At 66.4% G+C, this 24,815-nt stretch carries 18 protein-coding genes; 12 read left to right on the plus strand and 6 right to left on the minus strand.

Annotated elements, in window-relative coordinates; all coding sequences use genetic code 11:
• Nucleotides 1-22: 22 nt before the first annotated feature.
• From ACZ5AC_RS01670 to rlmN, 4 genes are read right to left on the minus strand one after another with little or no spacing between them, the layout of a single operon-like run.
• Complete coding sequence (locus ACZ5AC_RS01670; protein ID WP_464249228.1) at nt 23-4,231, minus strand: translocation/assembly module TamB domain-containing protein; 4,209 nt, start codon at nt 4,229-4,231, stop codon at nt 23-25.
• On the minus strand, nt 4,231-6,006 hold the full coding sequence (locus ACZ5AC_RS01675) for an autotransporter assembly complex protein TamA (RefSeq protein ID WP_464249229.1): 1,776 nt from the start codon (nt 6,004-6,006) through the stop codon (nt 4,231-4,233). The genes ACZ5AC_RS01670 and ACZ5AC_RS01675 overlap by 1 nt, the downstream gene beginning before the upstream one ends.
• A 9-nt stretch (nt 6,007-6,015) precedes the next feature.
• Complete coding sequence (locus tag ACZ5AC_RS01680) at nt 6,016-7,383, minus strand: deoxyribodipyrimidine photo-lyase (RefSeq protein ID WP_464249230.1); 1,368 nt, start codon at nt 7,381-7,383, stop codon at nt 6,016-6,018.
• Nucleotides 7,380-8,342 (minus strand): 23S rRNA (adenine(2503)-C(2))-methyltransferase RlmN, encoded by a 963-nt coding sequence (gene rlmN / locus ACZ5AC_RS01685; RefSeq protein ID WP_464249231.1) that lies wholly within the window; start codon nt 8,340-8,342, stop codon nt 7,380-7,382. The genes ACZ5AC_RS01680 and rlmN overlap by 4 nt, the downstream gene beginning before the upstream one ends.
• Nucleotides 8,343-8,730: 388 nt before the next feature.
• On the opposite strand from rlmN, the gene ACZ5AC_RS01690 reads away from it, so the two are divergent.
• From ACZ5AC_RS01690 to alr, 10 genes are all read left to right on the plus strand, one after another.
• Nucleotides 8,731-9,291, plus strand: coding sequence for a PilZ domain-containing protein (locus ACZ5AC_RS01690; RefSeq protein ID WP_464249232.1), 561 nt, complete (start codon nt 8,731-8,733; stop codon nt 9,289-9,291).
• Nucleotides 9,292-9,334: 43 nt separating this feature from the next.
• Nucleotides 9,335-11,095, plus strand: a complete 1,761-nt coding sequence (locus ACZ5AC_RS01695; RefSeq protein WP_464249233.1) for a phosphate ABC transporter substrate-binding/OmpA family protein — start codon at nt 9,335-9,337, stop codon at nt 11,093-11,095.
• A gap of 44 nt (nt 11,096-11,139) precedes the next feature.
• Nucleotides 11,140-11,511, plus strand: a complete 372-nt coding sequence (locus tag ACZ5AC_RS01700) for a response regulator transcription factor (RefSeq protein ID WP_464249234.1) — start codon at nt 11,140-11,142, stop codon at nt 11,509-11,511.
• 68 nt (nt 11,512-11,579) lie between these two features.
• Nucleotides 11,580-15,371 (plus strand): ATP-binding protein, encoded by a 3,792-nt coding sequence (locus ACZ5AC_RS01705; protein ID WP_464249235.1) that lies wholly within the window; start codon nt 11,580-11,582, stop codon nt 15,369-15,371.
• Nucleotides 15,368-15,886 (plus strand): response regulator, encoded by a 519-nt coding sequence (locus ACZ5AC_RS01710; protein ID WP_464249236.1) that lies wholly within the window; start codon nt 15,368-15,370, stop codon nt 15,884-15,886. The genes ACZ5AC_RS01705 and ACZ5AC_RS01710 overlap by 4 nt, the downstream gene beginning before the upstream one ends.
• Before the next feature lie 100 nt (nt 15,887-15,986).
• Nucleotides 15,987-18,302 (plus strand): GspE/PulE family protein, encoded by a 2,316-nt coding sequence (locus ACZ5AC_RS01715; RefSeq protein WP_464249237.1) that lies wholly within the window; start codon nt 15,987-15,989, stop codon nt 18,300-18,302.
• Nucleotides 18,303-18,305: 3 nt separating this feature from the next.
• A complete protein-coding gene (locus ACZ5AC_RS01720) occupies nt 18,306-18,698 on the plus strand; it encodes a hypothetical protein (protein WP_464249238.1) in 393 nt (130 codons plus the stop codon).
• A 68-nt stretch (nt 18,699-18,766) separates the two neighbouring features.
• Nucleotides 18,767-19,228 (plus strand): Hsp20/alpha crystallin family protein, encoded by a 462-nt coding sequence (locus ACZ5AC_RS01725; RefSeq protein ID WP_464249239.1) that lies wholly within the window; start codon nt 18,767-18,769, stop codon nt 19,226-19,228.
• Nucleotides 19,229-19,372: 144 nt separating this feature from the next.
• A complete protein-coding gene (locus tag ACZ5AC_RS01730; RefSeq protein ID WP_464249240.1) occupies nt 19,373-20,620 on the plus strand; it encodes a trypsin-like peptidase domain-containing protein in 1,248 nt (415 codons plus the stop codon).
• A gap of 23 nt (nt 20,621-20,643) precedes the next feature.
• Nucleotides 20,644-21,768 carry an alanine racemase gene (gene alr / locus ACZ5AC_RS01735; protein ID WP_464249241.1) on the plus strand — a complete coding sequence of 375 codons (1,125 nt, stop codon included), beginning with the start codon at nt 20,644-20,646 and terminating at the stop codon, nt 21,766-21,768.
• Between the two features lie 63 nt (nt 21,769-21,831).
• On the opposite strand, the gene metC is transcribed toward alr, so the two are convergent.
• Nucleotides 21,832-22,989, minus strand: coding sequence for a cystathionine beta-lyase (gene metC / locus ACZ5AC_RS01740; protein WP_464249242.1), 1,158 nt, complete (start codon nt 22,987-22,989; stop codon nt 21,832-21,834).
• 117 nt (nt 22,990-23,106) lie between these two features.
• On the opposite strand from metC, the gene ACZ5AC_RS01745 reads away from it, so the two are divergent.
• Both ACZ5AC_RS01745 and ACZ5AC_RS01750 read left to right on the plus strand, forming a co-directional pair.
• Nucleotides 23,107-23,847, plus strand: coding sequence for an NlpC/P60 family protein (locus ACZ5AC_RS01745; protein ID WP_464249243.1), 741 nt, complete (start codon nt 23,107-23,109; stop codon nt 23,845-23,847).
• 47 nt (nt 23,848-23,894) lie between these two features.
• Nucleotides 23,895-24,443, plus strand: coding sequence for an NlpC/P60 family protein (locus ACZ5AC_RS01750; protein ID WP_464249244.1), 549 nt, complete (start codon nt 23,895-23,897; stop codon nt 24,441-24,443).
• On the opposite strand, the gene ACZ5AC_RS01755 is transcribed toward ACZ5AC_RS01750, so the two are convergent.
• Nucleotides 24,418-24,798, minus strand: coding sequence for a DUF2784 domain-containing protein (locus ACZ5AC_RS01755; protein ID WP_464249245.1), 381 nt, complete (start codon nt 24,796-24,798; stop codon nt 24,418-24,420). The two genes, ACZ5AC_RS01750 and ACZ5AC_RS01755, sit on opposite strands and share 26 nt — an antisense overlap.
• Between the last annotated feature and the right edge of the window lie 17 nt (nt 24,799-24,815).

A 24,815-nucleotide genomic window follows, 5' to 3' on the forward strand; every position in this document is an offset into this window, starting at 1 on the left:
CCTCCATCGAACCCGGCCTTTCTCAGTAATCGTGCTTCCAGTTGATTCCGGCGCCCTGCCGGGAGTCCGTCCCGACCTCCGTCTCGACGCTGATCTTCGGCGTCAGCTGCACCTCGACCTTGGTCCGGTCCTGTCCGGACACGCTTCGCTGCGTCCGGATGTAGTACTTCCCGCCGACGTACCCGCCTACCCCCACGGACGTCTCGTCCTCCTCGTCCTTGCGGATATCGACTTCCTGCAGGCCCAGCCGTGACTTGACGGCCCCGAGCACGTCCAGGCCGGCCCCGACGCCCGTCATCTCAGCGGCGGCCTGGGCCAGGGCCACGGCCTGCAGGGGCGAGATCTCACGCATGGAGCGGCCGAAGAGGATCATGGCCAGGAGTTCGTCCTGGGGCAGGGCCGGGATCGAGGTCAGGCTCAGGCGGAAATTCCTGGCCGGACCGTTCAGGTGGACCTGCACGAGGGTGTCAAGGACGCGGGTTTCGCCGAGCATGTCCAGGAAGGGGTTGGGCGGGGTTTCCCCGGCCAGGAGAAGGGATCCCTTGGTCAGGTCGAAGATGCGGTCGAGGAAGTCGAAGGTGCCGCGCAGGAGGTTCATCTCGCCGCTCACGGCGGGGCGGACATGGCTCCCGCCGATGTGAAGACGGCCGCCCCATTCCGAATCGAGGCCGCGCCCCTTGACCGTGAGCCGGGCGGGGATGTCCACGTTCAGGTCCATCCCGATGAGGAAGTGCGGTTCGGCAGCCGGTGTGTGGTTTCCGGTGGCATTGGCGTTGATCTCGCGGACGTCGATATGCGGAGCTTCCTTGGCCGTGGACCTGGGCAGGGCGATGGCGGCCGGGTCCAGGGTCAGGTTGCCCGACAGGGCGGCCGCGTCCAGGTCGCCGCCGAAGCGGAAGGGGCCTGCGGCCGTGCCCTGGAACAGATCCAGCCGCAGCAGGCGGAAGGTCGCGAGGTCGACATCGAAGACGTAGGACAGGGCGTCCAGATCCACCGTGCCGCGTCCGGCGGCTCTGCCCGCCTCGCCGTCGGTGGCCGTGGCGTTCAGTTCGATGATCGAGCCCTTGGCCAGAGCGTCCACATCGGCCGACTCCACGGCCGTGCCGCTGCGGAAGTTCTCGTAGCGGCCTCCGCGGACCCTGGCCGAGCCGGTCAGGGCGGGATTCGCCCATGTCCCGCCGACCCGGAAGTCGAGTTCGCATTTGCCCGCCACTGCCTGGTCGTCCAGGCGCAGGAGAGTGGGCAGGGTGGCGAGTTCGGCGTACCCACCGATCCGGCCGGAGAGGGGGGCGCCGGGGCTCACGTCGACGGATGTCAGTCCGGCCCGGACGGGGCAGGACATTTGCGCATCCAGGGCGATCCCGCTGGCCGAATCCACGGTTGCCCTCGCGTCCAGGAGGTCGCGCCCCAGGCGGACCTGGGCCGTCGCCCCGAGATCCTGAAGGTTGCCGATTCCGGCCGCCCTGACGCGGATGTCCCGGGCCTCCATTTCCAGCACCGCGTCCGGGTCCTCCGGATGCCCCCGGACATGCAGCCGCGCGTTGACGCGGGCCCTGGGCATGCCCGGAAAGGCAGCGCGGAGCATGGCCGGGTTCATGTCGCGCAGTTCGGCCGAGATGTCGGTCCTGTCCGGTGCGACGGCCCCTCGGCTGGTCAGCCTGGCGCGGCCGAAACCGAGGACCGCCTCGCGCCACTCGGCCCGGCCGGGCCCCCAGGTCACGTCGAGCGGGGATTCGAGCTGCACCCGTTCCCGCAGGGCAACGCCCTGCACGGTGTCGACGCGAAGCCGGGCCGGGGATGAAGAAAAGAACCCCTTGGCCTCGATGTCGGTCTGGGCCTGGGCGCTGCTCAGACCCAGGTCGAAGGCCAGCCCCTGGCCGGCGCCCCGAAGCGATCCCGTGATCCGGTCCGCCCTGAGGGCGCCAAGGGCCACGGAGTCGAGGTCGGCCCGGATGTCCGTCCCGCGCAGCGGATCGGGCCAGACCGTTTGGCCTGTGACCGATGCCCGGCCGATGTCCAGGCCCATGACGCCGATGCCCTTGCCGCCGGCCTCGACGCGGACGTGCTGGGCGCCCTTGTCCCTGGTCATCTCGGCCCGGGCGGAAACGCTCCCCTGCAGGTCCCGGCCCAGAATCCGCCCCGGGACGCCGAGGTCCTCGCTCGAAACGTCCACGGTTCCGGCAAAAAGCAGCGTGGCCGGGTCGAGGTCGCCTGCAGCCTGGATCTTCGTGCCGGGGGCTTCGAGGAGGAAGCGGGACACGCGCACGTCCCGGCCTGTCGGCGCGGCCTCGATGCGCAGGCTTGCGGGTTGGCCTGCCGATTGCGCTTCGGCCGCGAGGTTCATGGTCGGGAGTTTCGGAAGACCCAGCAGGGAGGCGTCGGCTTTCAGGTCCTTCAGTTCAAGCCCGGCTACCGCGACGGCGACGCTTTGCGCGGTCAATTTCAGATCGAAAGAGGACAGCGCGCCTTCGGCCGTGCCGCGCACGGATGCGCCATGCTGCAGGCTCAGGCCCTCCCGGCGCAGGGCGGGCAGGGTGGCGTCGAATCCGGTCCGGAAGCGCGATGAAACCGGGTCGAACTCGCCGTTCATGGTGACCAGGGCGCGGGCGCGCAGAGCGGCTTCCCGGATCAGGACGCGTTCGGGTCCGGCCTCGAAGGCGGCCAGGAGGCGGCCGTCGCGGCCCAGCAGTTCTTCGATTTCCAGTGGGAGACCCTCGATGCCGGTCGCGTTCACGGCTAAATCTCCGGACAGGCGGCGTGTATCGGGCCCCATCGCACCCTTCAGGGTCGAAACGAAGGAACCGGAAAGCCCGGGCACGTCGGTTCCCATGGGGATTTGCCGCGCGTCGATCCTGGCCGCGACGTCGATCTCCCGGCCGAGCCGGCCGCTGAGATCAAAGGATATCTTTTCCGAGGCCAGGAGAAGCCCATCGACGGCGATGGACTCGAAATCGCCGTCCAGCGTGGCGTTGGCGTTCCAGGCGCGCATGCCTTCGGGCAGGTCGGGGGCCGTGGCGTGCATTTCCCCCCGGGCCTTCCAGCGGCTCAGTTCCGCAGGCATTTCCAGGGCGAGGTCCGCGTTCGCTGCGGACAATGCCTTGCCGGACAGACGCCAGTCCGCAAGGCTGGTCTGCACGCGTGCATGCAGGCCGTCGCCGTCCAGCCGCAGCACGGCCTGGGCGGATGCCGTTCCGGGACTGACGGCGGGCGTCATGAAGGCGTGCAGGTCCTTTGCCCGGCCTTCAAGCCGGGCGTCGAGTTCGCCCGAGACGCTGTCCCAGGTTGCGTTGCCACCGATGTCCGCGATGCGGCTTCGCGCGTCGAGCCTGTCCAGGTGCAAGGCCGGTTCCCGCCACGAGCCGCTGGCCGTGATGTCGACACTCTCGGGCGGCAGTCCCGACCAATCGGTCCAGGCAGGACCGGGAGTGAAGCCGGCCTGCAGCGTCATCTGCGGTCCGTCATCGAGATTCAGGGTGGCGTTGCCGGAGAGCGTCAGGACATCGGACAGGCTGCCCTCCAGGGTCAGCGGACAGGCACGGAAAGGCCCGCCGCCCGAAACCCTCAGGGAAATGCCCTCGGTACCGTTCACATGGGCGAGGGTATGCAGCAGGCCCCCCGGTGCCTCGTGCAGGTCCAGACGCACGTCCAGCTCGCGCCTGGTAAAATGGACCCGTCCCTCCAGGCCCAGGGCGTCGCCGTCGCGGTCGAGCCTCGCCAGCTGCAGCCTGGCCCGCGCTTCCCGCGCGTCAAGCTCGGCGGCGCCGTGGAGGGAGAGGAGCGCCTCGTGCCCGGCCACAGCCTCTCCGATCCGGATCTCTCCGGCGTCGATGCTGCGGATGCGAAGCCCAGGCCCGCCCGTACCGCCCCCGGATTCCCCGGCGGCCGGGAGACGGTCCACGGCGAGGGTCCCCACTCCCAGATGGTCCAGGGTGATGCGGCCGAGGAGCAAATCCCCCAGCACGGGGCGGACGCTGATGCCCTCCGCGCGCAGCCATGGCCCCGCGGCGTCGCTGACGGTCAGCTCTTCAAGATTCCACTCCCCTCCCAAGCGCAGGCCCCGCATTTCGAGACGGAACTGCGGCCCGGCCGTCAGGCCGTCGATGGCGTCCAGGAGCGCCTGCCTGCCGCGGCCGGTGCCCAGGGCGAGGGCGGCGAGCAGGGCCGTCGCGGCGAGGACGGCGGCCAGGGCGAGGAGGATCCTCCTGCGCATGGGCTGCGGAAGCGCGGTCATCAGAAGGCCTGCCCCAGGCTGATGTAGAGCTGGAACGGGTCGTCGATGCCGTCCCGGCGGTCCAGGGGCACCGCCACGTCCAGGCGGATGGGGCCGATGGGGGTGTAGTAGCGCAGCCCCGCGCCCGTGCCCCAGAAATATTCCTCCTTCTCGGCCGGGCTGCGCCCCGAGAACGCGCCGCCGCCGTCGCCGAAGATGACGAACCCGTACTCCCGGTTGATGCGCCAGCGCAGTTCCGCGGAGAAATCCACGGCGCTCACGCCGCCCAGGGGGGCGTCGTCCTCGTCGAGCTGGCCTGCGTATTGGTATGCGTACCCGCGGATGGACCCGCCGCCGCCGGCGTAGAGGAGCATGTCCTCGGGGATGCTCTCCCGGCTGGTGCCGGCCAGGAGGCTGTAGCGGCCGCGGGTGGCCAGGACGAGGGACCTGTCCCTGGTCAGGGGCAGGTAGTGGCGGCCCGAGACGTCCCAGAACACGAAGGACGCGTCGCTCTGGTCAATGCCGAGGAAGGGCTCGGCGCGCGCGGCCAGGGTCAGCCCAGTGGTGGGTTCCAGCGGGTTGTCGGCGTTCGAGAACTCCGCGATGAGCGGCGCGGAGACGAGGTTGAAGGTGCGCAGCTCGTCGTCGTCCACGCGCGCAAGGCGGTAGCCGAGACCGTAGCCGACCTCGAACTCCGACAGGGGGCGCCGGACCATGGCGGACAGGATGAGGTTGGTGGCGTCGTAGATGTCGGTGAGCTCGTTCTTGTACCTGGCCGCAAGGCCCAGGCTCTGGCGGGGACGGCCCATGTTGGGCAGGATCAGCTCCGAACCGGCCTGCTGCAGGTTTTCCGAGATCGACGTGTCCAGCCGCAGCTCCTGACCGGCACCGAAGATGTTGCGGTGCGTCCACCCCAGCCCGGCCCCGAGGCCCAGGTCGGAATAGTGCCACAGGCCCGCTCGGACGGTGCGCGGCGGGGCTTCGAGCAGGGTCACGCGCATGGTCACGCTGCTCGCGCCGGGCTGATGCTCCGGGTCGATGCGGACCGAGCGGAAGAGCCCGGTGCGGATGAGGTTTTCCCTGGTCTTGTCCACCAGACGCCGGTCATAGGGGGCGCCTGCGCTCCATTCCAGTTCCGGGGTGACGAAATCTTGGGAGAGGCTCTTAAGCCCTGAAATTTCGGTTTCCCCGAACACGGCTGCCCGTCCGGGGTCGATGATGTACGTGACGTGCACTTCCCGGGTGGCGTGATCGGCCGCCACATCGCGCGAAACCGGGACCGGCGAGGGATAACCGTATTCCTTGAGCCGTTCGAGGAGGGCGGTCTCCACATCGAGGACCGTGCCCGAGGAGTAGCCCGACCCGGCCTCGATGCCTCGGAGCGTGTCACTCATGAGGCTGCCTGCGACGGGGTCTGCGGGCCGCAGGATCAGTTCGGGCCTGGCGAAGACGAAGCGTGAGCCAGGGTCGATGCGGAAGCGCACCGTTGCCGGGCGTGCGTCCATGTCGAGCTCGCCTTCGATGGATGCCTGGAAATATCCCCTGGAGTCCAGGGCGCGGGCGAAGGATTCGACATCGCCGCGCATGCGCTTGCGCAGCAGGCCGGGGGAATCCGGCGGGTTTTCCCGCAGCCCCACGCAGTCCGAAACCGAGGCCAGCAGAGGGGTGAGGTCTTCGGGCAGCGGCGGGATGTCCACCGTGTACTCCACGGGCGCCGCGAACCCCGGCAGCGGGCCGAGGCAGACCGCCAGGGTCAGGCAGAGCGCGAGGAGAATCCGGACCTGCGAAGCTGGCATTCGGGATTCCTAGGGTCGGGTTGGCGGAGCGTCCTGGCCGGGGAGCCAGGAACGGACGAAACGGTCGACGTCGAATTTCCGGCGCGCGCCGGCCAGGTTCATGTACCTGATCTTGCCGAAAACCGGCCGTTCGGTCCAGCCGCGGTCGTGCACGCCGCCGATGGACCAGGCGATGCCCGTGTATCCGTTGCTGTCGCGGCCGTCGAGGCTGTAGCGGTCGTTGAGGAGGATGGCCGCTCGCATTGCGTCCTCGGCCGACGGCGACCACTCCAGGATCTTCTTGGCCCAGTACATGCGCAGGTACCCGTGCATCTTGCCGCAGCGGACCATCTGGGTCTGGGCCGCGTTCCACAGGGGGTCGTGGGTGCGGGCCCCTTCGAGTTCCTCCTGGGAATAGATGGCCGGCCGCGGGTCCTTGCGGTGTCGGTGCAGGGTTTCCCGGGCCCAGGCCGGGAAGCCGGATTCACGGTCGTAGTCCGGGGTGTGCAGGCAGAAGTTGTCCGAAAGCTCGCGGCGGACGATGAGTTCCTCCAGAAACGAGTCCACGTGCTCGCCGGACAGCTTGCGGCCCATGACTTCGAGCACAACGCGCTGGGCCGAGAGCATGCCGAAGTGCAGGTGCGCCGAAAGGTTGGAGCAGACGTCCCGGTTCGGGTCGTTGCGATCCAGGTAGCCGCGCAGGCGATGATCCAGAAAGTCATCGAGCAGGGCCCGCCCCGCGGCCTCGCCCGGCTGCACAAGGAACTCCTGGCGCGCGGGGGAGGCGGCCCGCAGGCCGGAGCGCAGGCCTGCGATGTCCGCCGGGTCCTTCCCACCCGGCAATGGGTGCGGGTGGGGCGGCAGCGTGGGGAAGTCGTCCAGGAACTCGTGCAGCTGTCGCCGGATTCTGGGCCGGATCGTCTTGGCCATGTACTCGCGGCGGTCCGTGGCCACACGGGCCGGGACGATGTTGCGGGAGTCCACTTCCAGGACCGGCTGGACGCTTTCGTTCAGCAGATCTTCGATCCAGTCTTTCTTGGCCCGCAGGGGGTCGAAGTCCGTGACGACAAGAGCCGCGTCGTGGGCGCGGGCGAAGGCGGCGACCTCCCTGCCGGGCTCCCCGCGCAGGGCGAAGAGGGGGATGCCGTCCAGGCGCAGGGCCGCGGCGGTTTCCTCCAGGCCCTGCAGGAGAAAGTCGTAGTGCGCCGCCGTGGCAGCGCCGAAGGACGGCGTCAGGCAGAAGACGGCGGCCACGGGCCGCCCCAGGCGCAGGGCTTCGAGCCTGGCGTGGGTCAGGCCCCAGTTGTCGGTCGCCCGGAAGTCGCGGTGCATCCAGTACAGCACCGGCCCTCGGCCTTCCGGGGCAGATTTCAGGACGTGTACGCGTCGCGGGTTCATGGTCGTGTCTCCTGGCAGCTGTCCATCCCGGTCCCGTCCGCGAGGTGGCGGCCGCGCAGCTGGCCGCAGGCGGCCATGATGTCCGGGCCGTGGCTGCGCCGCACGAAGGCGGTGCGGCCCAGGGCCTTGAGGGCGGCCGCGAAGCCTTCGGTTCGTTCCCGGTCCGGTGCCCGGTGGGGGGAACCCTGCACGGGGTTGCACGGGATGAGGTTGATCTTGGCGCGCATGTCCCCGAGAAGTTCGTGGAGCAGGCGCGCGTGCTGGTCTGCGTCGTTGGCGTCGCGGATGAGGATGTACTCGACGGTCACGCGCTCGCGTCCGGGCAGGGGGTAGTGCATCAGGGAGGGGATGAGCTCCCGCAGGGGCCAGGCCCGCGCGCCGGGCATGAGCCTGTCCCGCAGGTCCTGGGTCGGGGCGTGCAGGGAGACGGCGGGCAGGGCCAGCCGCAGGCGTCCGAGTTCGTCGAGACGGTCGGGGATGCCGACTGTCGATACCAGAATCTTCCTCCAGGACAAATGCGGCCCGCTGGCCCGCGTGAGGGTTTCCAGGCAGCCGCGCAGGGCTGCGAAATTGAGCAGCGGTTCGCCCATGCCCATGAACACGGCCCGCTCGGGCAACCGGCCCGTGGCGGCGCGGAGTTCCTCGCTGGCGGTCGCGATCTGGGCCAGGAGTTCGTCTGCGGTCAGGTTGCGGACGAAGCCCGAGCCGCCCGTGCGGCAGAAGGTGCAGCCCACGGGACAGCCGACCTGCGTGGAGAGGCAGAGGGTGTGCGACCTGGGCATGGTCATGATGACGGTTTCCACGGACTGCCCGTCATCAAGCCCAAGGAGCAGCTTGCGGGTGCCGTCGGCGCCGGTCTGCCGCCGGCGCACGGGCAGCAGGTTCCGGGACGACCACAACCCGGATGCGGGTTCATGCTCCGGGATGCGTGTCTGCAGTGGGCGGGCGCTTGGCATCATCAATACTTGTCCAGTTGTCCGGAGGTGTCAACCGGATGCGCACGATGCGTTCTTCCACGCATATGGCAACACATCAGCAGTCAAGAGATATGCATGCACTTTACCAACGTGTTGAAGAGAATTCATGATATGGATTGCTTTATTGATAAAGATTGATAATGATATCTCACATATCCGACGACAACGGGGGGATGGATGGCCGCAGACGCGGGGCGATGGTGGTGACGACGTCTTCGACGGCGCTGCGGAGCGGACGCGTCGGGCGGGACGGGATCGTGCATGAAGGACGCCGTCCTGCGGCGATCCCGCATCGGAGGGAGTCCCATTTTCCCTTGAAACATGCGGCGGTGCGTGACATCAACGGCAATGTCCGACGAGATGGGGCCGGATGGCCGTGCCGTGGCGGCGGTTGGTACCGGTTTGTTCCCGGCCTGCACACTTCAACGCGAGACAGAAAAGAATGAATGAAAGCAAATCCTCGGATGTCGAAGTTTTCGTGCACAGGAAGATCGTCGTTTCATTCCGCTGTCCGCTCTGCAATCTGGAAAAATCGATCAACGTCGAGAAGATCAAGGATGTCTCCCATTGGAAAGTGAACGCAACGTGCCGGCGTTGTGCGCACAAGTTCAAAGTGTCTTTCAATTTTCGCAAATTCTATCGCAAGGAAACTTCCCTGCACGGGCTCCTCTACCCGTCCTTCGAGACGCTTGAGCCATTGGGGGATGTGCACGTCACCGATCTGTCGCTGACCGGGATCGGCTTCAAATCCGAGAGATGTGCGCTCGGCGTGGGCGATGTGGTGGTCATCCGCTTTCTGCTTGACGACGAGGACCAGTCTCCCCTGGAAAAGGAAATCGAGATCACCTCCGTCCGCGGTCTCAAGGTGGGCGCGGTTTTCCGGGACACGAGCGGTTTCGACACGGTTCTGGGCAGATACATTCTTCCCTGACGGGAGTGGACGGACGTGGCGATGCGAGTAAGGAGCTGTATCGATGACTGAAGTGGACGGCGCGCGTTCCGCGGGCAAAACATGGTGTGTGGTGCTTGTCCTGGTGGCGCTGGTCGCCGTCGCCTTCGTCGGGGCCCTGGCCGTCTGGCCCGATCTGCTGTCCCTGGGATCCGGGCGCATCGTCGGGCAGGTGTCCATCGCCCCGCAGGAGGCGGCCCAGGCCGGCGGCCAGTGGCGGGTGGTCAGCCAGTGGCAGGCGCCGGGCGAAATGCAGGACGCCGGGAACATCTATCTCGTGGAGTTCAGGGACATTCCCGGCTGGGAAGCCCCGGCGCCCGTCATGCTGAAGAAGGGCGAAACCGGCGGGCGCGTGGAGGGCGTGTACATTCCGGCCCCCTTTTCGGAGCAGACCATCCTGACCTTCGCCGGTGCGAGCACCCTGGCCGGGAGGCTCGCGCCCGAACTCGCGCAGCTCTATCTCAGGCAGTCGGGCGCCGACGAGGTGAAGGTCGTCCCGGGCGCGGGGGCGGACGAATTTTCGGTGCAGGGCATTTTCTTCGCCGCCAAGGAGATCCGCAAGATCGAAATCCAGGGCCGCGGCACGCAGTTCGGTTTCATGGCCCTCAAGGACGGGCAGTGCGACGTGGCCCTGGCCGCGCACAGGCTCTCGCCCGTCGACGCCAGATCCATGGGCGGGATCGCCATCACCGGCGAGAGCGAGCACAGGCTCGGCATGGACGCGGTGTCCGTGGTCGTGCACAGGGACAACCCGGTCAAGGCCCTGACTTTGGATCAGGTCGGGAAAATTTTCGCCGGCGAGATCACCAACTGGGATCAGGTCGGCGGGCCGTCCGCGAAGATCAATGTCTTCGCCCTCAAGGACACCTTCGCCACGCGCGGCTTTTTCGAGAGCGTCTTTCTCGGCTCGCGGCCGATTTCCCCCGACGCGCGTGAGGTCGACGTCCAGTCCCAGCTGCCCGAGTTCATTGCCCGCGACCTCTGGGGCATCGGCTTCTGCAGCATCACTCTGGCCGGCCCGTGCCGCGAGATGCCCCTCAAGGCCGGCGCCGATTCCGAGCCCGTTCTCCCCGGCACGGACAGCATCCGCTCCCTGGCCTACCCGGCCAGCAGGAGCATGTATCTCTATGTCCGGGGCGATTCGAGCAATGTCCACGCCCGGGAGTTCATCAGACTGTGCCTGTCTGACGCCGGGCAGAAGATCGTCGGGAAGTTCGGTTTCGTGACGCTTGGAGAGCTTGCGGGCACCGCCGCGGCCGAGACCCATGTTTCGGGTGCGCAGCAGGCCGCTTCGAATCTCCCGTCGATTTTCCGGCCCGGAGCGCCATCGGTCCTCAAGGCCCCGGCCATCAGCGGCCCCTTGCCGAGGCTTGTGCAGCTCGACGGGGAGGTCGTGCCCGACGGGACACGCAAGGCCGTCCTGCAGGAATACCTGGACGGGGTGTACGGCGCCGAGCGGCTCCCCATCGTGTTCCGTTTCCAGTCTTCGAGTCTGGAGCCCGACGCCCAGGCCATGCAGGACGCCGGCCGTGTCACGGCCATGATGAAGGAGCCTGCCAACGCGGCCAAGGCCGTCATCCTTGTCGGTTTTTCCGATTCCGTCGGAGATTACGCCTCCAATCTGGCCGTGGCCGTCAAGCGCGCCGAGGTTGTCGCCGATATGCTCCGGAGCAGGGGCCTGCGCAACATCACCGTGCTGGCCGCAGGGGAGGAGGAAGCCGTGGAACCCAACGAATCCCGTATCGGCCGGGAAAGAAACCGCCGGGTCGAGATATGGCTGAAATAGCGAACACCCCCCCCGAGTCCGGCGATGCCGCACAGAAGGCCGCCATGCAGAGTATCCTTGTCATCGACGACGACAAGCTCATGTGTCTGGCCCTGGCCAGAATCCTCGTCTCCGCGGGGTACGAGGTGGCCCAGGCCTACAACGGCGAGGAAGGGCTGCAGAAGTACCGTAGCGGGAAATTCGATCTGGTCATCACGGACCTCATCATGCCGGACAAGGAAGGCATCCAGATCATCCGGGAGCTGCGCAAGGAAGACAGCGCCATACGCATCATCGCCATGTCCGCCGGAGGGCGCGGCGGTGCGACGGACTATCTGAAGTGGGCCAGGCTCATGGGCGCCAAGCAGTGCCTGAGCAAACCCATCAGGCGGGAGGAGCTCCTCGGAGCCGTCACCTCCGTGCTGGCCGCGCCGTGACGGGCGCGCCCCATACGACCACATGAACCTTTGCCCCTGCCGCATGCGGCAGACCGCGCGAGTCGCATATGGAAAAAAAGACGTCTCTCTTCAATCTGCTCCAGTTCAAGATCCACCTCGGCGTGCAGTTCATTCTGGCGGCATGCTTCTTCGGGCTGGGATATTTCATCTACGTCACCCAGCTGGACTTTCTGGTCAGCGACATCCGCAGGCAAGGCGAGGAGCAGGCCGAAATGGTCGCCTCGGCGAGCGTGACGGCCATCCAGAGGCAGAGCGTCTTCCTGCTGGAGGAACTGGCAGCCAAGGCGGAGTATTCACCGCGGGTCGCCTACTGCCAGATCGTCGACGTGGTGGGCAAATCATTCCTGACGGGGCAGGTCAGGACAGGGCTGACCCGTGACGACCTCATCAGCGCCTACACGGCCAATGACGTCGTCATGGTCACGCGCGACGTCCTCGCGGACGGCAAGCGCATCGGCCAGGTCAAGGTGGGCATGTTCATCGACAAGGCCCGCAAGGAGGTCCAGCGCACCGCCCTGCAGCTCGTGGCCGCCTTCGCCGCGGTCCTGAGCGTCATCGCCATCTTCATCTACGTTTTCCTGAACCGTGTCCTCATCAGCCCCGTCGTCAACCTCTCCTCCCTGACCAAGAGCCTCGCCCGGGGCCAGTTCGTGACCACGGACCTGGACCAGCGCCAGGACGAGATCGGCGTCCTGGCCGAGGGCTTCAACATCATGAGCCGCAACCTCAAGGAGGTCTACGAGGACCTGGAGAAGAAGGTCGACGAACGGACCCAGGACCTGAACAACGCCTACCACGAGCTGCAGGCCATCTTCGACAACTCCCTGGTGGGCATCGCGGTCTTTTCCTCGGACCACAAGGTCATCCGGGCCAACAGCCGCTTCGCCGCCATCTTCGGCTATTCCATCGAGGACATGCCGCTGGTCAGCCCGGAGAGGTTCCACATCTCGTCCCGGAACTACGAGGACTTCGTGAACAGGTTCTACGGGCGCCTTGCCGAACGCGAGATCGCCCAGATGGAGTACCAGTTCCGGCGCAAGAACGGCGCCGTGTTCTGGAGCCAGGTCTCGGCCAAGGCCATCGACCCCAAGGACCTGTCCCGCGGCGTGATCCTCGTCATCGAGGACATCTCCGACCGCAAGAAGGCCAGCGAGCTGCTGCGCCAGCACGCCGAGGACCTGCGCCAGGCCAAGGAGGAGGCCGACAACGCCACCCGCTCCAAGAGCGAGTTCCTGGCCAGGATGAGCCACGAGATCCGCACGCCCATGAACGCCATCCTGGGCATGGCCGAAATGCTCCAGGAGACGAGCCTCAACGAGGAGCAGCGCGAGTACGTCAAGACGTTCAGCTCGGCGGGCGAACTTCTGCTCGGGATCATCAACGACATCCTCGATTTCTCCAAGATCGAGGTCGGCCAGATCAAGCTCGAGACGATCTCCTTCAACCTGCCGGAGCTCGTCGAGGACGTGGGCAAGCTCTTCTCCTACCGGGCCGAGGAGAAGTCCCTGACCCTGACCCGCAAGGTTTCGCCGGGCCTGGCCAACCGCTACATGGGCGACCCGACCCGCATCCGCCAGATCATCATCAACCTGCTCGGCAACGCCATCAAGTTCACGAGCCGGGGCGGCGTGACCCTGGCAGTGGGCGAGTCCGTCATGGACGACGGCGCGCCGTGCTGCCTCTTCGAGATCCGGGACACCGGCATAGGCATCCCCGCCTCCAAGCTGGACGCCATCTTCGAGAGCTTCGCCCAGGCCGACTCCTCCACGACCCGCGAGTTCGGAGGCACCGGCCTGGGTCTGGCCATCTCCAAGAAGCTCGTGGAGCTCATGGGCGGCAGGATCTGGGTCGAGAGCGAAGTGAACAGGGGGACGTCCTTCTTCTTCAAGCTGCCCCTGAAACCCGATTTCCAGATGCAGCCGGCCGAGTTCAAGCTGAAGATCCCGGTCGACACCCGCCTGCTGGTCATCGAGGACATGCCCGAGGGGCACGAGAGCATTTCGAGCCTGGTGCGCAGCTGGGGCATCGTGCCCACGTCCCGCAAGTCCGCCGCCCTGGCCGTCGACGCCTTGAGCGCCAACAAGGGAGACCGGGCCTTCCAGGCCATCCTCGTCGACTCCGTTGTGGACCGCGAGCCGGGTTTCGACATCGTCCAGCTCCTCATGGGGCAGGGCATGCAGCTCTCCAGCGTGATCCTGGTGGCCGATTCCGAGGCGGAACTGGCCGAACTGCCCGGCGCGGCGGACATGCCCGGCCTGTCCACCATCCTGCGCAAGGACTGCCCGGCGACCCTGCACGACAGGCTCTTCGAGGCCATTTCCGAGGCCCAGCGCAAGCGCCTGACCGGGCTCCAGGACAGGAGCTGGAAGATTCTGCTGGTCGACGACGTCGAAGCCAACAGGCGCGTGGTGGAGCTGTTCCTGAAATCCCTGAGCGTGACGCTGGTGCAGGCTGAAAACGGCCGCATCGCGGTCGAGAAGTTCATGGAGGAGCCCTTCGACCTCGTGCTCATGGACATGGAGATGCCGGTCATGGACGGCCTGGAGGCCACCCGGCGCATCCGCATGTGGGAGGCCGAGAAGCGCGAGTACAAGACCCCCATCATCGCCCTGACGGCGCACGCCTTCCAGGAGCACCGCCAGAAGACCATGGCCGCCGGCTGCACCGAATTCCTGGCCAAGCCCATCAAGAAGCAGGCCCTGCTCGAAGTCGTGGACCGCTTCGCCGGGCAGCTCGAGTCCATGGCCCCCGAGACCCGGGAACCGGTCAAGCCCCTGGTGAGCCAGGCCTACGAGGAGAAGGATTCCCCGGTCCAGATCGACCCGGAGCTCGAGGACCTGCGGCCGCTGTTCCTGCGCACGGTGCGCGACTTTCAGTCCCAGCTGGCAGACGCCATCACCACCAAGGACTTCGTGACCATGCAGCGCAGCGGCCACAGCCTCAAAGGTCTGGGCAGCACCTACGCCGTGGACGAGATCAGCCAGGCGGGCAAGATCATCGAGATCGCGGCCAAGAGCCGGCAGCTGGAGGTCGTCATCGAGGCGGTCAACCATCTGGCCGTGTTCATGAACACGGGCGCGGCGCCGAAGATCCAGACCGCCGGGGAGCCCGAGGAGACGGCCTCGACGGACGTCCTGCCGGAACCCGTCTCGGGCCGTTACCAGGTCCACGTGGCGCCGGAGATGTCCGAACTCATCCCCTTCCTCATGGACGCCATGCAGAAGGACCTCGAGCTCATGAACAAGGCCCTGGCCCAGAAGGATTTCCCCACCCTGCGCCGCTTCGGGCACAGCCACAAGGGCTTCGGCAGCACCTACGGGTTCGACTACATCAGCATCATCGGCCAGCGCATCCAGGCGGCTTCCGACGCCCGGGACGCCGAAGAGCTGAAGGCCCTGCTGTCCGCCCTGGGCAACTACCTGGAGCGCGTCGACATCCTCTACGACATCAAGGAGGAACTGGTCGAGGAGGAGGTGACGGAACCGGTGTCCGGCGGCGTGCAGGTCGAGCCGGTGATCGAGCCGGTCGTGGAGGAGCAGGATTACAAGGTAGAGGTCGACGAGGAACTGTACGAGCTCGTCCCCTTGTTCATGGACACAATGCGTACTAACATTAAAGAAATGCGCGAGGCCGTGACCAAGGGAAACTTCGACCTCATCTGTCGGCACGGGCACAGCCAGAAGGGCCTTGGGAGCACCTACGGCTTTGATTATCTCAGCCATCTGGGGTACAGGATAGAGACGGCGGGGATGCAGAAGAACCCGGAGGAGATCGAGCTTCTGCTCGACGAAATGGCCGGATACATGGAAAAAGTGCAGATCGTGGAGCGCAAGGCATGAGTATGTACAATCAGGATATTGACGCCATGGCATCACAATACGTGACGCAGATACCCATTTCGGTTCTGCTCATCGATGACGAATTCCTCATCGGCGAGGCAATGCGCATCAAGCTGTCCGGCGAGACGGACATTACCTTCCATTACTGCAAGGAGCCCGACAAGGCCCTGGAGACGGCCATCTCGGCCCAGCCGACGGTCATCATGCTCGACCTCGTCATGCCCGGCGTGAACGGGCTGACCATGGTCAAGTTCTTCAAGAGCAGCGAGGATTTCAACGATGTCCCGCTCATCGTGCTCTCGGCCCGCGAGGAGCCCGAGTTGAAGAAGAAGGCCCTGGCCCTGGGGGCCAACGACTACATGATCAAGCTGCCGGACAAGCCGGAGCTCATCGCCCGCATCCGCTGCCATTCCGAGCGTTACATCTACAAGCAGCAGCGCGACGAGCTGATCATGAAGATCAGGGCCATGCGCGAGCACAGCAGCGCCGGTTCCGCCCCGACGTACCTGGTCTGACCATGCGCGGGGACGTGTGTCGCACGGGACCGGAACGTCATCTCCCGGTCCCGTTTCTTGTTTTTCAGCTATTTCGACGTGTCGGACGCGAGGATTCAGGATGCCCAAGACCCAGCTCATAGCCATCAAGAACATCTTCCAGGAAGCGCAGGCCTTCGAGATGGCCTGGAACAAGTGTCTGCCCGACCTCAAGGCTCTTTTCCAGGTCGATCAGATCCGTCTCTACCGGTGCGACGAGAAGAACTCCGAACTCTACGCCGTGGTCCTGAAGGACGGCAGGCCGGCGGAGGTCCGGCTGCAGATTTCCGCATCCAGCGTGGCCGGGTACACGGCCATGTCCCTGCTGCCCCTCATCCTGAAGGGCATCGAGCCCGACGACCTCGAGGCCGTGCACCCCAGCCTGCGTTTTGACCGGGAATACGACAAGCTGGTCGGGTTCGACACGACGAGTCTCATCAGCATGCCCATCCAGCACGAAGACTCCCTGCTGGGCGTCCTGCAGCTCCTCAACAAGAAGGGCGGGTCGTTTTCGCGGGAGGACGAGGCCTTCTGTCGGCTCATCGTCAGCATCATGGGCCAGAAGATGTTCGATGAACGCAAGCTCCCCAAGGGTCCCTACGAAAATCTCGTCATGCGCGGACTGGTGACCCGGCAGCAGCTCGACGACGTGCTGTCGCGGTCGTCCAAACGCGGCGTCTCGGCGTCGCGCCTGCTGCAGTACGATTTCGGGGTCAAGGCCGAGGACATCGGGGCTTCCCTCGAACTCTACTACCAGACCCCCTTCGTCCGTTTCCATGACAACCCCGTGCCGGAGCAGAACCTCAAGGGAATCAACCGGCAGTATCTGCTGAACAACCTCTGGGTGCCGCTGCAGGTCAGGGGCGACAGGGCCGTGGTCCTGGTCCACAACCCCCACGACTCAGAGATGCTCGAAGAGATCCGCCGGATCATGAACGTCCGGGAATACGAGTTCAAGGTCGGCCTGCCCGAGGAGATCATGGCCTTCCTGGGCGACCGCAGCCAGCTCCCGAAGGGCGGAGGGGCCGCCAAGGCCAAGTTCGAGGCGAAGCTTCCGGAGGAGATGGACGAGGACGAGGGCGACATGTTGTCGGACGACGATTTCGGCGAGGATCTGGCCGACACCTTCGCCGATCTGGAGGAGATCGCCGAGGAAGGCCTCGAAGTCTCCCATGTCGAGGAGGAGGACATCTCCCAGGAGAGCCGCCAGCTGGCCGTGCGCTTCGTGAACAAGGTCATCATGCACGCCCACAAGGCCGGGGCCTCGGACATCCACATCGAACCGTCCAAGCCCGGCCGCCCCGGCATGGTGCGCATGCGCATCGACGGCTCCTGCGAGCGCGTCCTGTCCATTCCCGAGAGCATCATCAAGCCCGTCATCTCCCGCATCAAGATCATCTCCAACCTGAACATCTCCGAGCGCCGCCTGCCCCAGGACGGCAAGGCCAAGGTCCGCTTCAAGGGCCGGGAGCTTGAGCTGCGCATCGCCACCCTGCCCACGGTCTACGGCGAGAGCGCGGTTCTGCGCATGCTCTCCTCGGGCCGGGCCATGCCCTTCGACAAGCTGAACCTGAGCGAACCCAACCGGGAGCACATCGAGCGGCTCGTGGTGAAGCCCCACGGCATATTCCTGGTGGTCGGCCCCACGGGTTCGGGCAAAACCACGACCCTGCACTCCATCCTGGCGCGCATCAACACGCCGGACAGGAAGATCTGGACCGTCGAGGACCCGGTCGAAATCACACAGCCCGGACTGCAGCAGGTGCAGGTGGACCCGGCCATCGGCCTCGATTTCCCCCGCATCATGCGCTCCTTCCTGCGCGCCGACCCGGACGTCATCCTGGTCGGCGAAATGCGCGACCTGCAGACCGCCCAGATCGGCGTGGAGGCCTCCCTGACGGGCCACATGGTCTTTTCCACCCTGCACACCAACTCCGCGGCCGAGACCGTGACGCGCCTGCTGGAGATGGGCATCGAATCCCTCAACTTCTCCGAGGCACTGCACGGCATCCTGGCCCAGCGCCTGGTCAAGACCCTCTGCCCGCAATGCAGGGAGGAGCACGCGCCCACGGACGAGGAGTGGAAGTTTCTGGTCCAGCAGTACGGCGAGAAATATTTCCCTGAACTCGGCCTGGACCGGGCCACGGCCAGGACGTTCAGGGCCAAGGGGTGCGGGCGCTGCTCCATGACGGGATACCGCGGCCGGACGGGCATCCACGAACTGCTCGTGGCCACGCCGGAGATCCGCAAGGCGATCTCGCGGCGGATGACGGCCGACGAGATCGCTGAAATGGCCATTGAACAAGGCATGCGGACCTTGTATCAGGACGGTATCGCCAAGATATTCAAGGGGGACATCGACATCCTCCAACTGCAGAAGGTTACCCTGGCGGAGTAACGCATGGAAGAACCAGCCGAAAGGACCGAAACGACGGCCGCCGAAGAGCCGGTGGTCATTCCGCCGAACCTCAAGCTGCGGCTTGAGAGGTGCCCCAAGTGCGCCTACGAGCGGAGAAAGGGGGATGACGATTTTGCCTCCCCCTTCGAGTGCCCCAAATGCGGGGTGGTGTACGCCCTGGCCATGGAGGAGGTGCGCCGGCGGGATCGGGGGCAGGAGCTGCAGGACGAAGCCGAGGCCGACGAACTGCGCTGCCTGGCCCAGGCCCAGGACGAGAACATCCGCAGCACGCAGGTGGGCAGTGCCATGTTCGTGGGCGACGAGAAGAGCAGGGTTTGGGTGATCGTGGCCGGGGTGCTGATTCTGGCGGCCGTCTGCGCGTACTTTTTTCTGTGATGCCTGCGGCCTGTCCTCTTCGGGGGGAACCCGCAGGCGCGATGCAACCGAGTGAACGATGGTGAGGTATGGCGAAGCTTTTTCCCTGGGATCCGTGGCTTGAGATGGAGTGCCTGAAGGAAGACATGAAGCGACTGGTCGAGGACTCGGTCTGTCCATCGCCTTTTGCCGCGGGCCTCAAGCGGCTGGGTCAGTTCCGACCCCTGGCCGACGTGGTGGAGACGGCCGAAGGCTTTCTCATTCTGGTGGAGCTGCCGGGACTCGAACGCGAGGACGTGTCCCTGGAGGTGCACGGCAGCGAACTGGCGGTCTTCGGCGAGCGCAAGCCGCCCGCCGAGCTCGTCGGGGCGGCGTTTCAGAGCATGGAGCGATTCTATGGCTGCTTTTCGCGCCGTTTCGCCCTGCCCATGGAGATCGACCCGTCCTCCGTCGAAGCCCGGATGCGGGCCGGCCTGCTGCACGTTCTCGTCCCCAAGCGTCCCCCCAAGCCGGAAAACAGGAACATCGCCATCACCTTCGAGGAAGAGTGAGGCTTCCGGGTCTACCCTCGTTCCTGCGGTGAGGGCGTATACCAAGGAGAAGATACATTGAGGATATCGCGACTTCTGGCAGTACTCGTTTTCTGGGCGCTCACAAGCGCCCATTTTTCTGCGGCGTCCACCCCCGGGGTACGCATGACCCCGGTCGTGCGCACGGTGCAGGACGTGGCGCCCGCCGTGGTCAACATCCACACCGCGCGCATCGTCGAGCAGGAGGTCAACCCTTTCGGCACGCTCTTCGACGACCAGCTCTTCCGGCACTTCTTCGGCGACCAGGACCTGACCCGGCGCTTCGAGCAGCGCAGCCTGGGCTCGGGCGTCATTATCGACGGCCGCAAGAACCTGGTTTTGACCAACGCCCACGTCATCGAGGGCGCCTCGACCATCCGCGTCCGCCTGCTCGACGGGCGGCAGTACGACGGCGAACTGGTCGGCTCGGACCCGGACTTCGACCTGGCCGTGCTGCACCTCAAGGACGCCCGGGACCTGCCCCAGGTGGCCATGGGGGATTCGTCGGACATGATGATCGGCGAGACGGTCATCGCCATCGGCAACCCCTTCGGCTTCGGCAACACCGTGACCACGGGCGTGGTCTCGGCCATGGGCCGGACCATCGAGACCAAGCAGGGCACCTTCACGGACTTCATCCAGACCGACGCGGCCATCAACCCCGGCAACAGCGGCGGCCCCCTCATGAATCTGGCCGGCGAACTGGTCGGCATCAACACGGCCATCTACGCCGAAGCCCAGGGCATCGGCTTCGCCATCCCCATCAACAAGGCCAGGAGGGTGGTCGACGAACTCGTCAGCCTGGGCCGGGTCCAGGCCGTGTGGCTCGGGCTGGAGGGCCAGGATGTGGACGAGCGCATCGCCGGCTACCTCGGTCTCGGGGAGGCCCGCGGCATGGTCGTGACCCAGGTCCACGAGCCCGCCGTCGAGAGTGCCGGGATCAGACCCGGCGACGTGATCGTGGCCGTGGGCCGGGTCGATGTCGAGGATCGCGGCCATTATCTGCGCATCCTCAGAAACTACACCCTCGGGCAGGACGCGTTGCTCGACGTGGCCGGCCAGGGCGGCCGGCGCACGGTCACGGCCCGCATGCAGCCCTTCACGGACGAGAAGGCCCTGGAGATGGCCGCCAAACGCTGGGGGCTGTCCGTGCAGGTCCGGGGCCGCGCACTGGCAGTGGCCGGAGTGCGGCCGGGCAGCCCGGCCCAGCAGCTCGGCCTCAAGCCCGGGGATGTCCTGGTCAAGATCGCCGGCGAGGCGCAGGCCTCGGTCACGGATTTCGCACGAGCCTTCAAGCGCTACCGCATGGCCAACACCGTGATGCTTCTCGTCGCCCGCGACGGCCGGGGCTACCACGTGCGCCTGCGGGTCTGACACGACAACCTGAGGAATAACCGATGAGCATCTGGTACAATCATGTGCGCGCGCGCATCCGCGTGGGCGCGATTGTGGATAATTTCAACATGATACGTGGATACGCGGCCAACCCCGCGCCGGTCATCAAGTCCGACGCCTACGGGCACGGCCTGCGCGAGGCGGCCCGGGCGCTGTTTGCCGCCGGCGCGCGGACCATGGCCGCGGGCACCGTGGGCGAGGCTGCCGTCCTCAAGGAGACGACGCCCGGGGCGGAGGTCATCTCCCTGCTCGGGCCCATCGACGCGGCGGATTACGGGCTGGTCTGCGAACACGACATCATCCCTTTTGTCGGCAGTTCCGAGCAGCTGCTTCTGCTGGAGGAGGCCGCGTCCAGGGCGGGCATGCCGGTCCGGGTCGCCCTCAAGTTCGACACGGGCATGTCCCGTCTCGGGTTCGGGGCCGACGAGGCCGGAGGGGTGGCGGATCTTCTGGAAGGGCTCGGCAGCGTCCGGGCCGTCATGGCCGCCTCGCACCTGGCCACGGCCGACGACCCCGAGCAGGACGGGTATGTGCAGGAGCAGGCCGGCCGCTTCGAGGGCATCCTGCACGCCCTGCATGCGCGGGGGCTCGACGTGCGGGGCAGCCTGGCCAACTCCGGGGCCATCTTCGGCCATCCGCGCACGCACCACGACCTGCAGCGTCCGGGCATCGCGCTCTACGGCGGCAACCCCTTCCACGGCACGGGCCTCGCGCATCTTGGCCAGGGACTCCGGCAGGGCATGGACGTTGTCAGCCGCCTGGTGCAGGTCCGCACCATCCCGGCCGGCCGGACCGTGAGCTATGGACGGACCTTCACCACGCCGCGCGAGATGCGCATCGGCATCGTCGCCGTGGGCTACGCGGACAACTATTCGCGGGGGCTTTCAGGAAAGGCGCAGATGCTCCTGCGCGGCCGCAGGGTCGACGTCCTCGGCCGGGTCTGCATGCAGCTCACGGCGGTGGACCTGGGGCCGGTGCCCGAGGCCGCCGTGGGCGACGAGGTCTTCATCCTCGGCGGGCCGGGCGAGAACGCCGTCAGGGCCGAGGAACTGGCCGCGTGGTGGGGGACCATCACCTACGAGGTCTTCTGCCTCCTGGGTCAGAACCCGCGCGAGTACGTAGAGTAGACGCGCCATCCACCGGCTTGAGGCACATCGCGCCGTTCCCGCGCATCCGGGGGCGGCGCGTTTTCATTCAGCGAGCCGTTCCAGTCCCTGGAGCAGGTCGTCCAGCAGGTCCTGCGGGTCCTCCAGCCCGATGTTCAGGCGGACGAGCGTCCTGCCCTGCAGCGGGCCGCCGAAGCGCCGCGCCGGCTTGCCCGTGGTCGCCAGGCTCAGGAAGCCGCCCCAGCTGTAGCCGATGCCGAAGAACTGCAGGCTGTCGAGGAAGCGGCCGAGAACGTCGTCGGGGTATTCCTTTTTCAGCGTTACGGCGAAGAGCCCCGACGAGCCGCGGAAGTCGCGCTTCCAGCGGTCGTGCTGGGGGTGGGACGACAGGGCCGGGTGCAGGACCGCGTCCACCAGCGGGTGCCCGGCCAGGCCCGAGGCCACGGTCAGGGCCGAGGCCTGGTGCGCGCGCATGCGCACGTCCAGGGTCTTGAGCCCGCGCAGGGCTAGGGCGCAGTCTTCGGGCGAGGCGTAGATCTCGCGGCAGGCGTAGAACCCCGCCAAGGTCTGCGCGTGGTCCGCGTTGACCGACACCGAGCCCATGAGCAGGTCCGAGTGGCCGCAGATGTACTTGGTCACGGACTGGATGATCACGTCCACGCCCAGTTCGAAGGGGTCGAGAAACAGGGGCGTGGCCCATGTGTTGTCGAGGACCGTGACGATCCCGCGCCTGCGCGCCTCGGCGGTCACGGCCGGGATGTCCTGGATCTCGAAGGTGATGGAGCCGGGGGATTCCAGGAAGACGAGGCGCGTCTCGGGAAGCAGGTATCGGACGATGTCCGCGCCGACGTCCGGCGGTACGGCGTCGCAGCGCACGCCGAATTTCCCGAGCACCTCATGGCAGAAGCGGGTCGTGGGGCCGTAGGCGTTGTCGCAGACCAGCACGTGGTCTCCGGCCTGCACAAAGGCCATGAGCGTCTCGGAGATGGCGCTGATGCCCGAGGGGAACACCCGGGTCAGGGCGGCCTTTTCCAGATCCTGCAGTGCCTCCTCAAGCGCCCGTTGCTGGGGCAGGCGGTCTGTGCCGTAGGTGATGCCGGGGTACTCGCCCCGTCCGGCCCGCAGGAAATCGGCGTGGCTGTCGAAGAGGACGGTGGAGCCGCGCTGCACCGGAGGGCTAATGGTGCGGGCATTCGGACAATGCGTTGGGGGAACGTGGATCAGTCGTGTGGAAGGGTGCATGGGGAGGCTCCCGGGTTTAGCAAAATCCGTGCGGAAGAAAATCGGGCTTCAGGTTTTGACGCGAAGGATTTCCTCGTGTAGGAACTCTCGAAATATTCCGGAACAGGAGGGGAAGCTATGGTTTTTCGACACAGTGGGCAAGGCCCTGTTGACTGGCTGCATGTGCTGTGCGGGCTCCTTTTCGTCCTGGCCCTCGCCGGCGGGGGTTGCGCCCGCAAGGTCGCTGGACCGGATTCCGCGGCCACCATTCAGACACCAGATCAGCAGACCGCCTTTGCGCCTGTGACGACCCAGGAAAACGCTCCCGTTCCCGCCCCGCCCCGCGAGGCCGACTTCGCGGCCATTTTCGATGACCAGGAACACCTTTTCGGCGATATGTCCTTGAATGCGGACTTCGACAACGAATACGAAGACGAGGCGGAGTCGAACGATGTCCTCGAGTCGGTCGAGGAAGTCCCCTCCATCAGCGATGTCGTGCTGGCCCAGTACGAGGATTGGCAGGGCGTCAGATACCGCGCCGGCGGGACCGACTACCGCGGCGTCGATTGCTCCGGACTGGTCCAGGCCATTTTCCGCGACGCCTTCGAAGTTGATCTGCCCCGCAGTTCCAGCGACCAGGCCAAGCTCGGTGAGTCCGTGGCCAAGGGCGACATCCGCCCGGGCGATCTGCTGTACTTCATCGACCGTGGCCGCAAGCACGTCGGCGTGGCCATCGACGACCGGCAGTTCCTCCACGCTTCCCGCCGCAAGGGCGTGATCATCTCCAAGTTCGACGGCTACTGGTCCAAGCGTCTCATCCGGGTCCGCCGGATTCTCGACGAAAGGGACCAGGACGCGCTGATGCGCAAGGGCGGCTGAGGCCCGAGCCTCGCCCCGATCCCGCCCTGACGGCGGTACATGGGTAAATGGGTATGCGCTGTCTCACGTCTCCGATTCCCCTGACCCGCCCGTTCCTCGTTCTCGCCGCCTGCGCCCTTTTCCTGTCCGCCGGCTGCGCGTCCAAGACCGTCATCCAATCCATCCCGTCCGCTCCGCCCTTACAGCAGCCCGTCAGGCAGCCTGCCGTGAAGGAAACCCTCCTGGCCAGCTACGAGGCCTGGAAGGGCGTCCCGCATCGCATCGGCGGCACGGACCGCCGCGGCGTCGACTGTTCCGGGCTCATGCAGGTCGTCTTCCGGGAGGCCTTCGCCCTGGAGCTGCCCCGCACCTCGCGCGAGCAGAGCCGACTTGGGCAGAACGTGCCGCCGGCCGACATGCGGCCCGGAGATCTCGTCTATTTCATCGACAAGCGCGGCGACCACATCGGCGTGGTGGTCGAGCGGGGCAGGTTCCTGCACGCATCCTCGACCGTCGGCGTGACGGTCTCGGAGTTCGACGCCTACTGGTGGCCGCGCCTCAAGCGGGTGCAGCGCGTGCTGCCGCCTTCCCTCACCGCGGCCCGGGCCGGCTCCTGAGCCGCCTGGCCAGCATCCATCCGTACACACTCCCATTGATCAGCAGCACCGCCGCGGCCAGAGCCAGCTGGACCCCGCGAGTCAGCCCTTCGGGGTAGATGACCGCCAGCAGGTAGTGTTCCAGGAAACTCCCGTCGTACCCGGCCTGGCCGGCCCGGCGCAGCAGTTCGTTTTCCAGGTCCGTCAGGGGGCAGTACCAGCCCATGGCCTCGACCAGAAAGCCCCAGACGGCGGCGGGAAGATGGATGAAGGCGAAGCGCGGCCGGCGCGGCACGGCCAGGGAGCCGAAAACCACCAGGCAGATGAAGAGCAGGTGCAGGACGAGGACGGCGTTCGCGGCCAGGAGATGGAGCATGATGGCCCCCGCAACGT

The sequence above is a fragment of the Desulfomicrobium aestuarii genome, assembly GCF_055385525.1.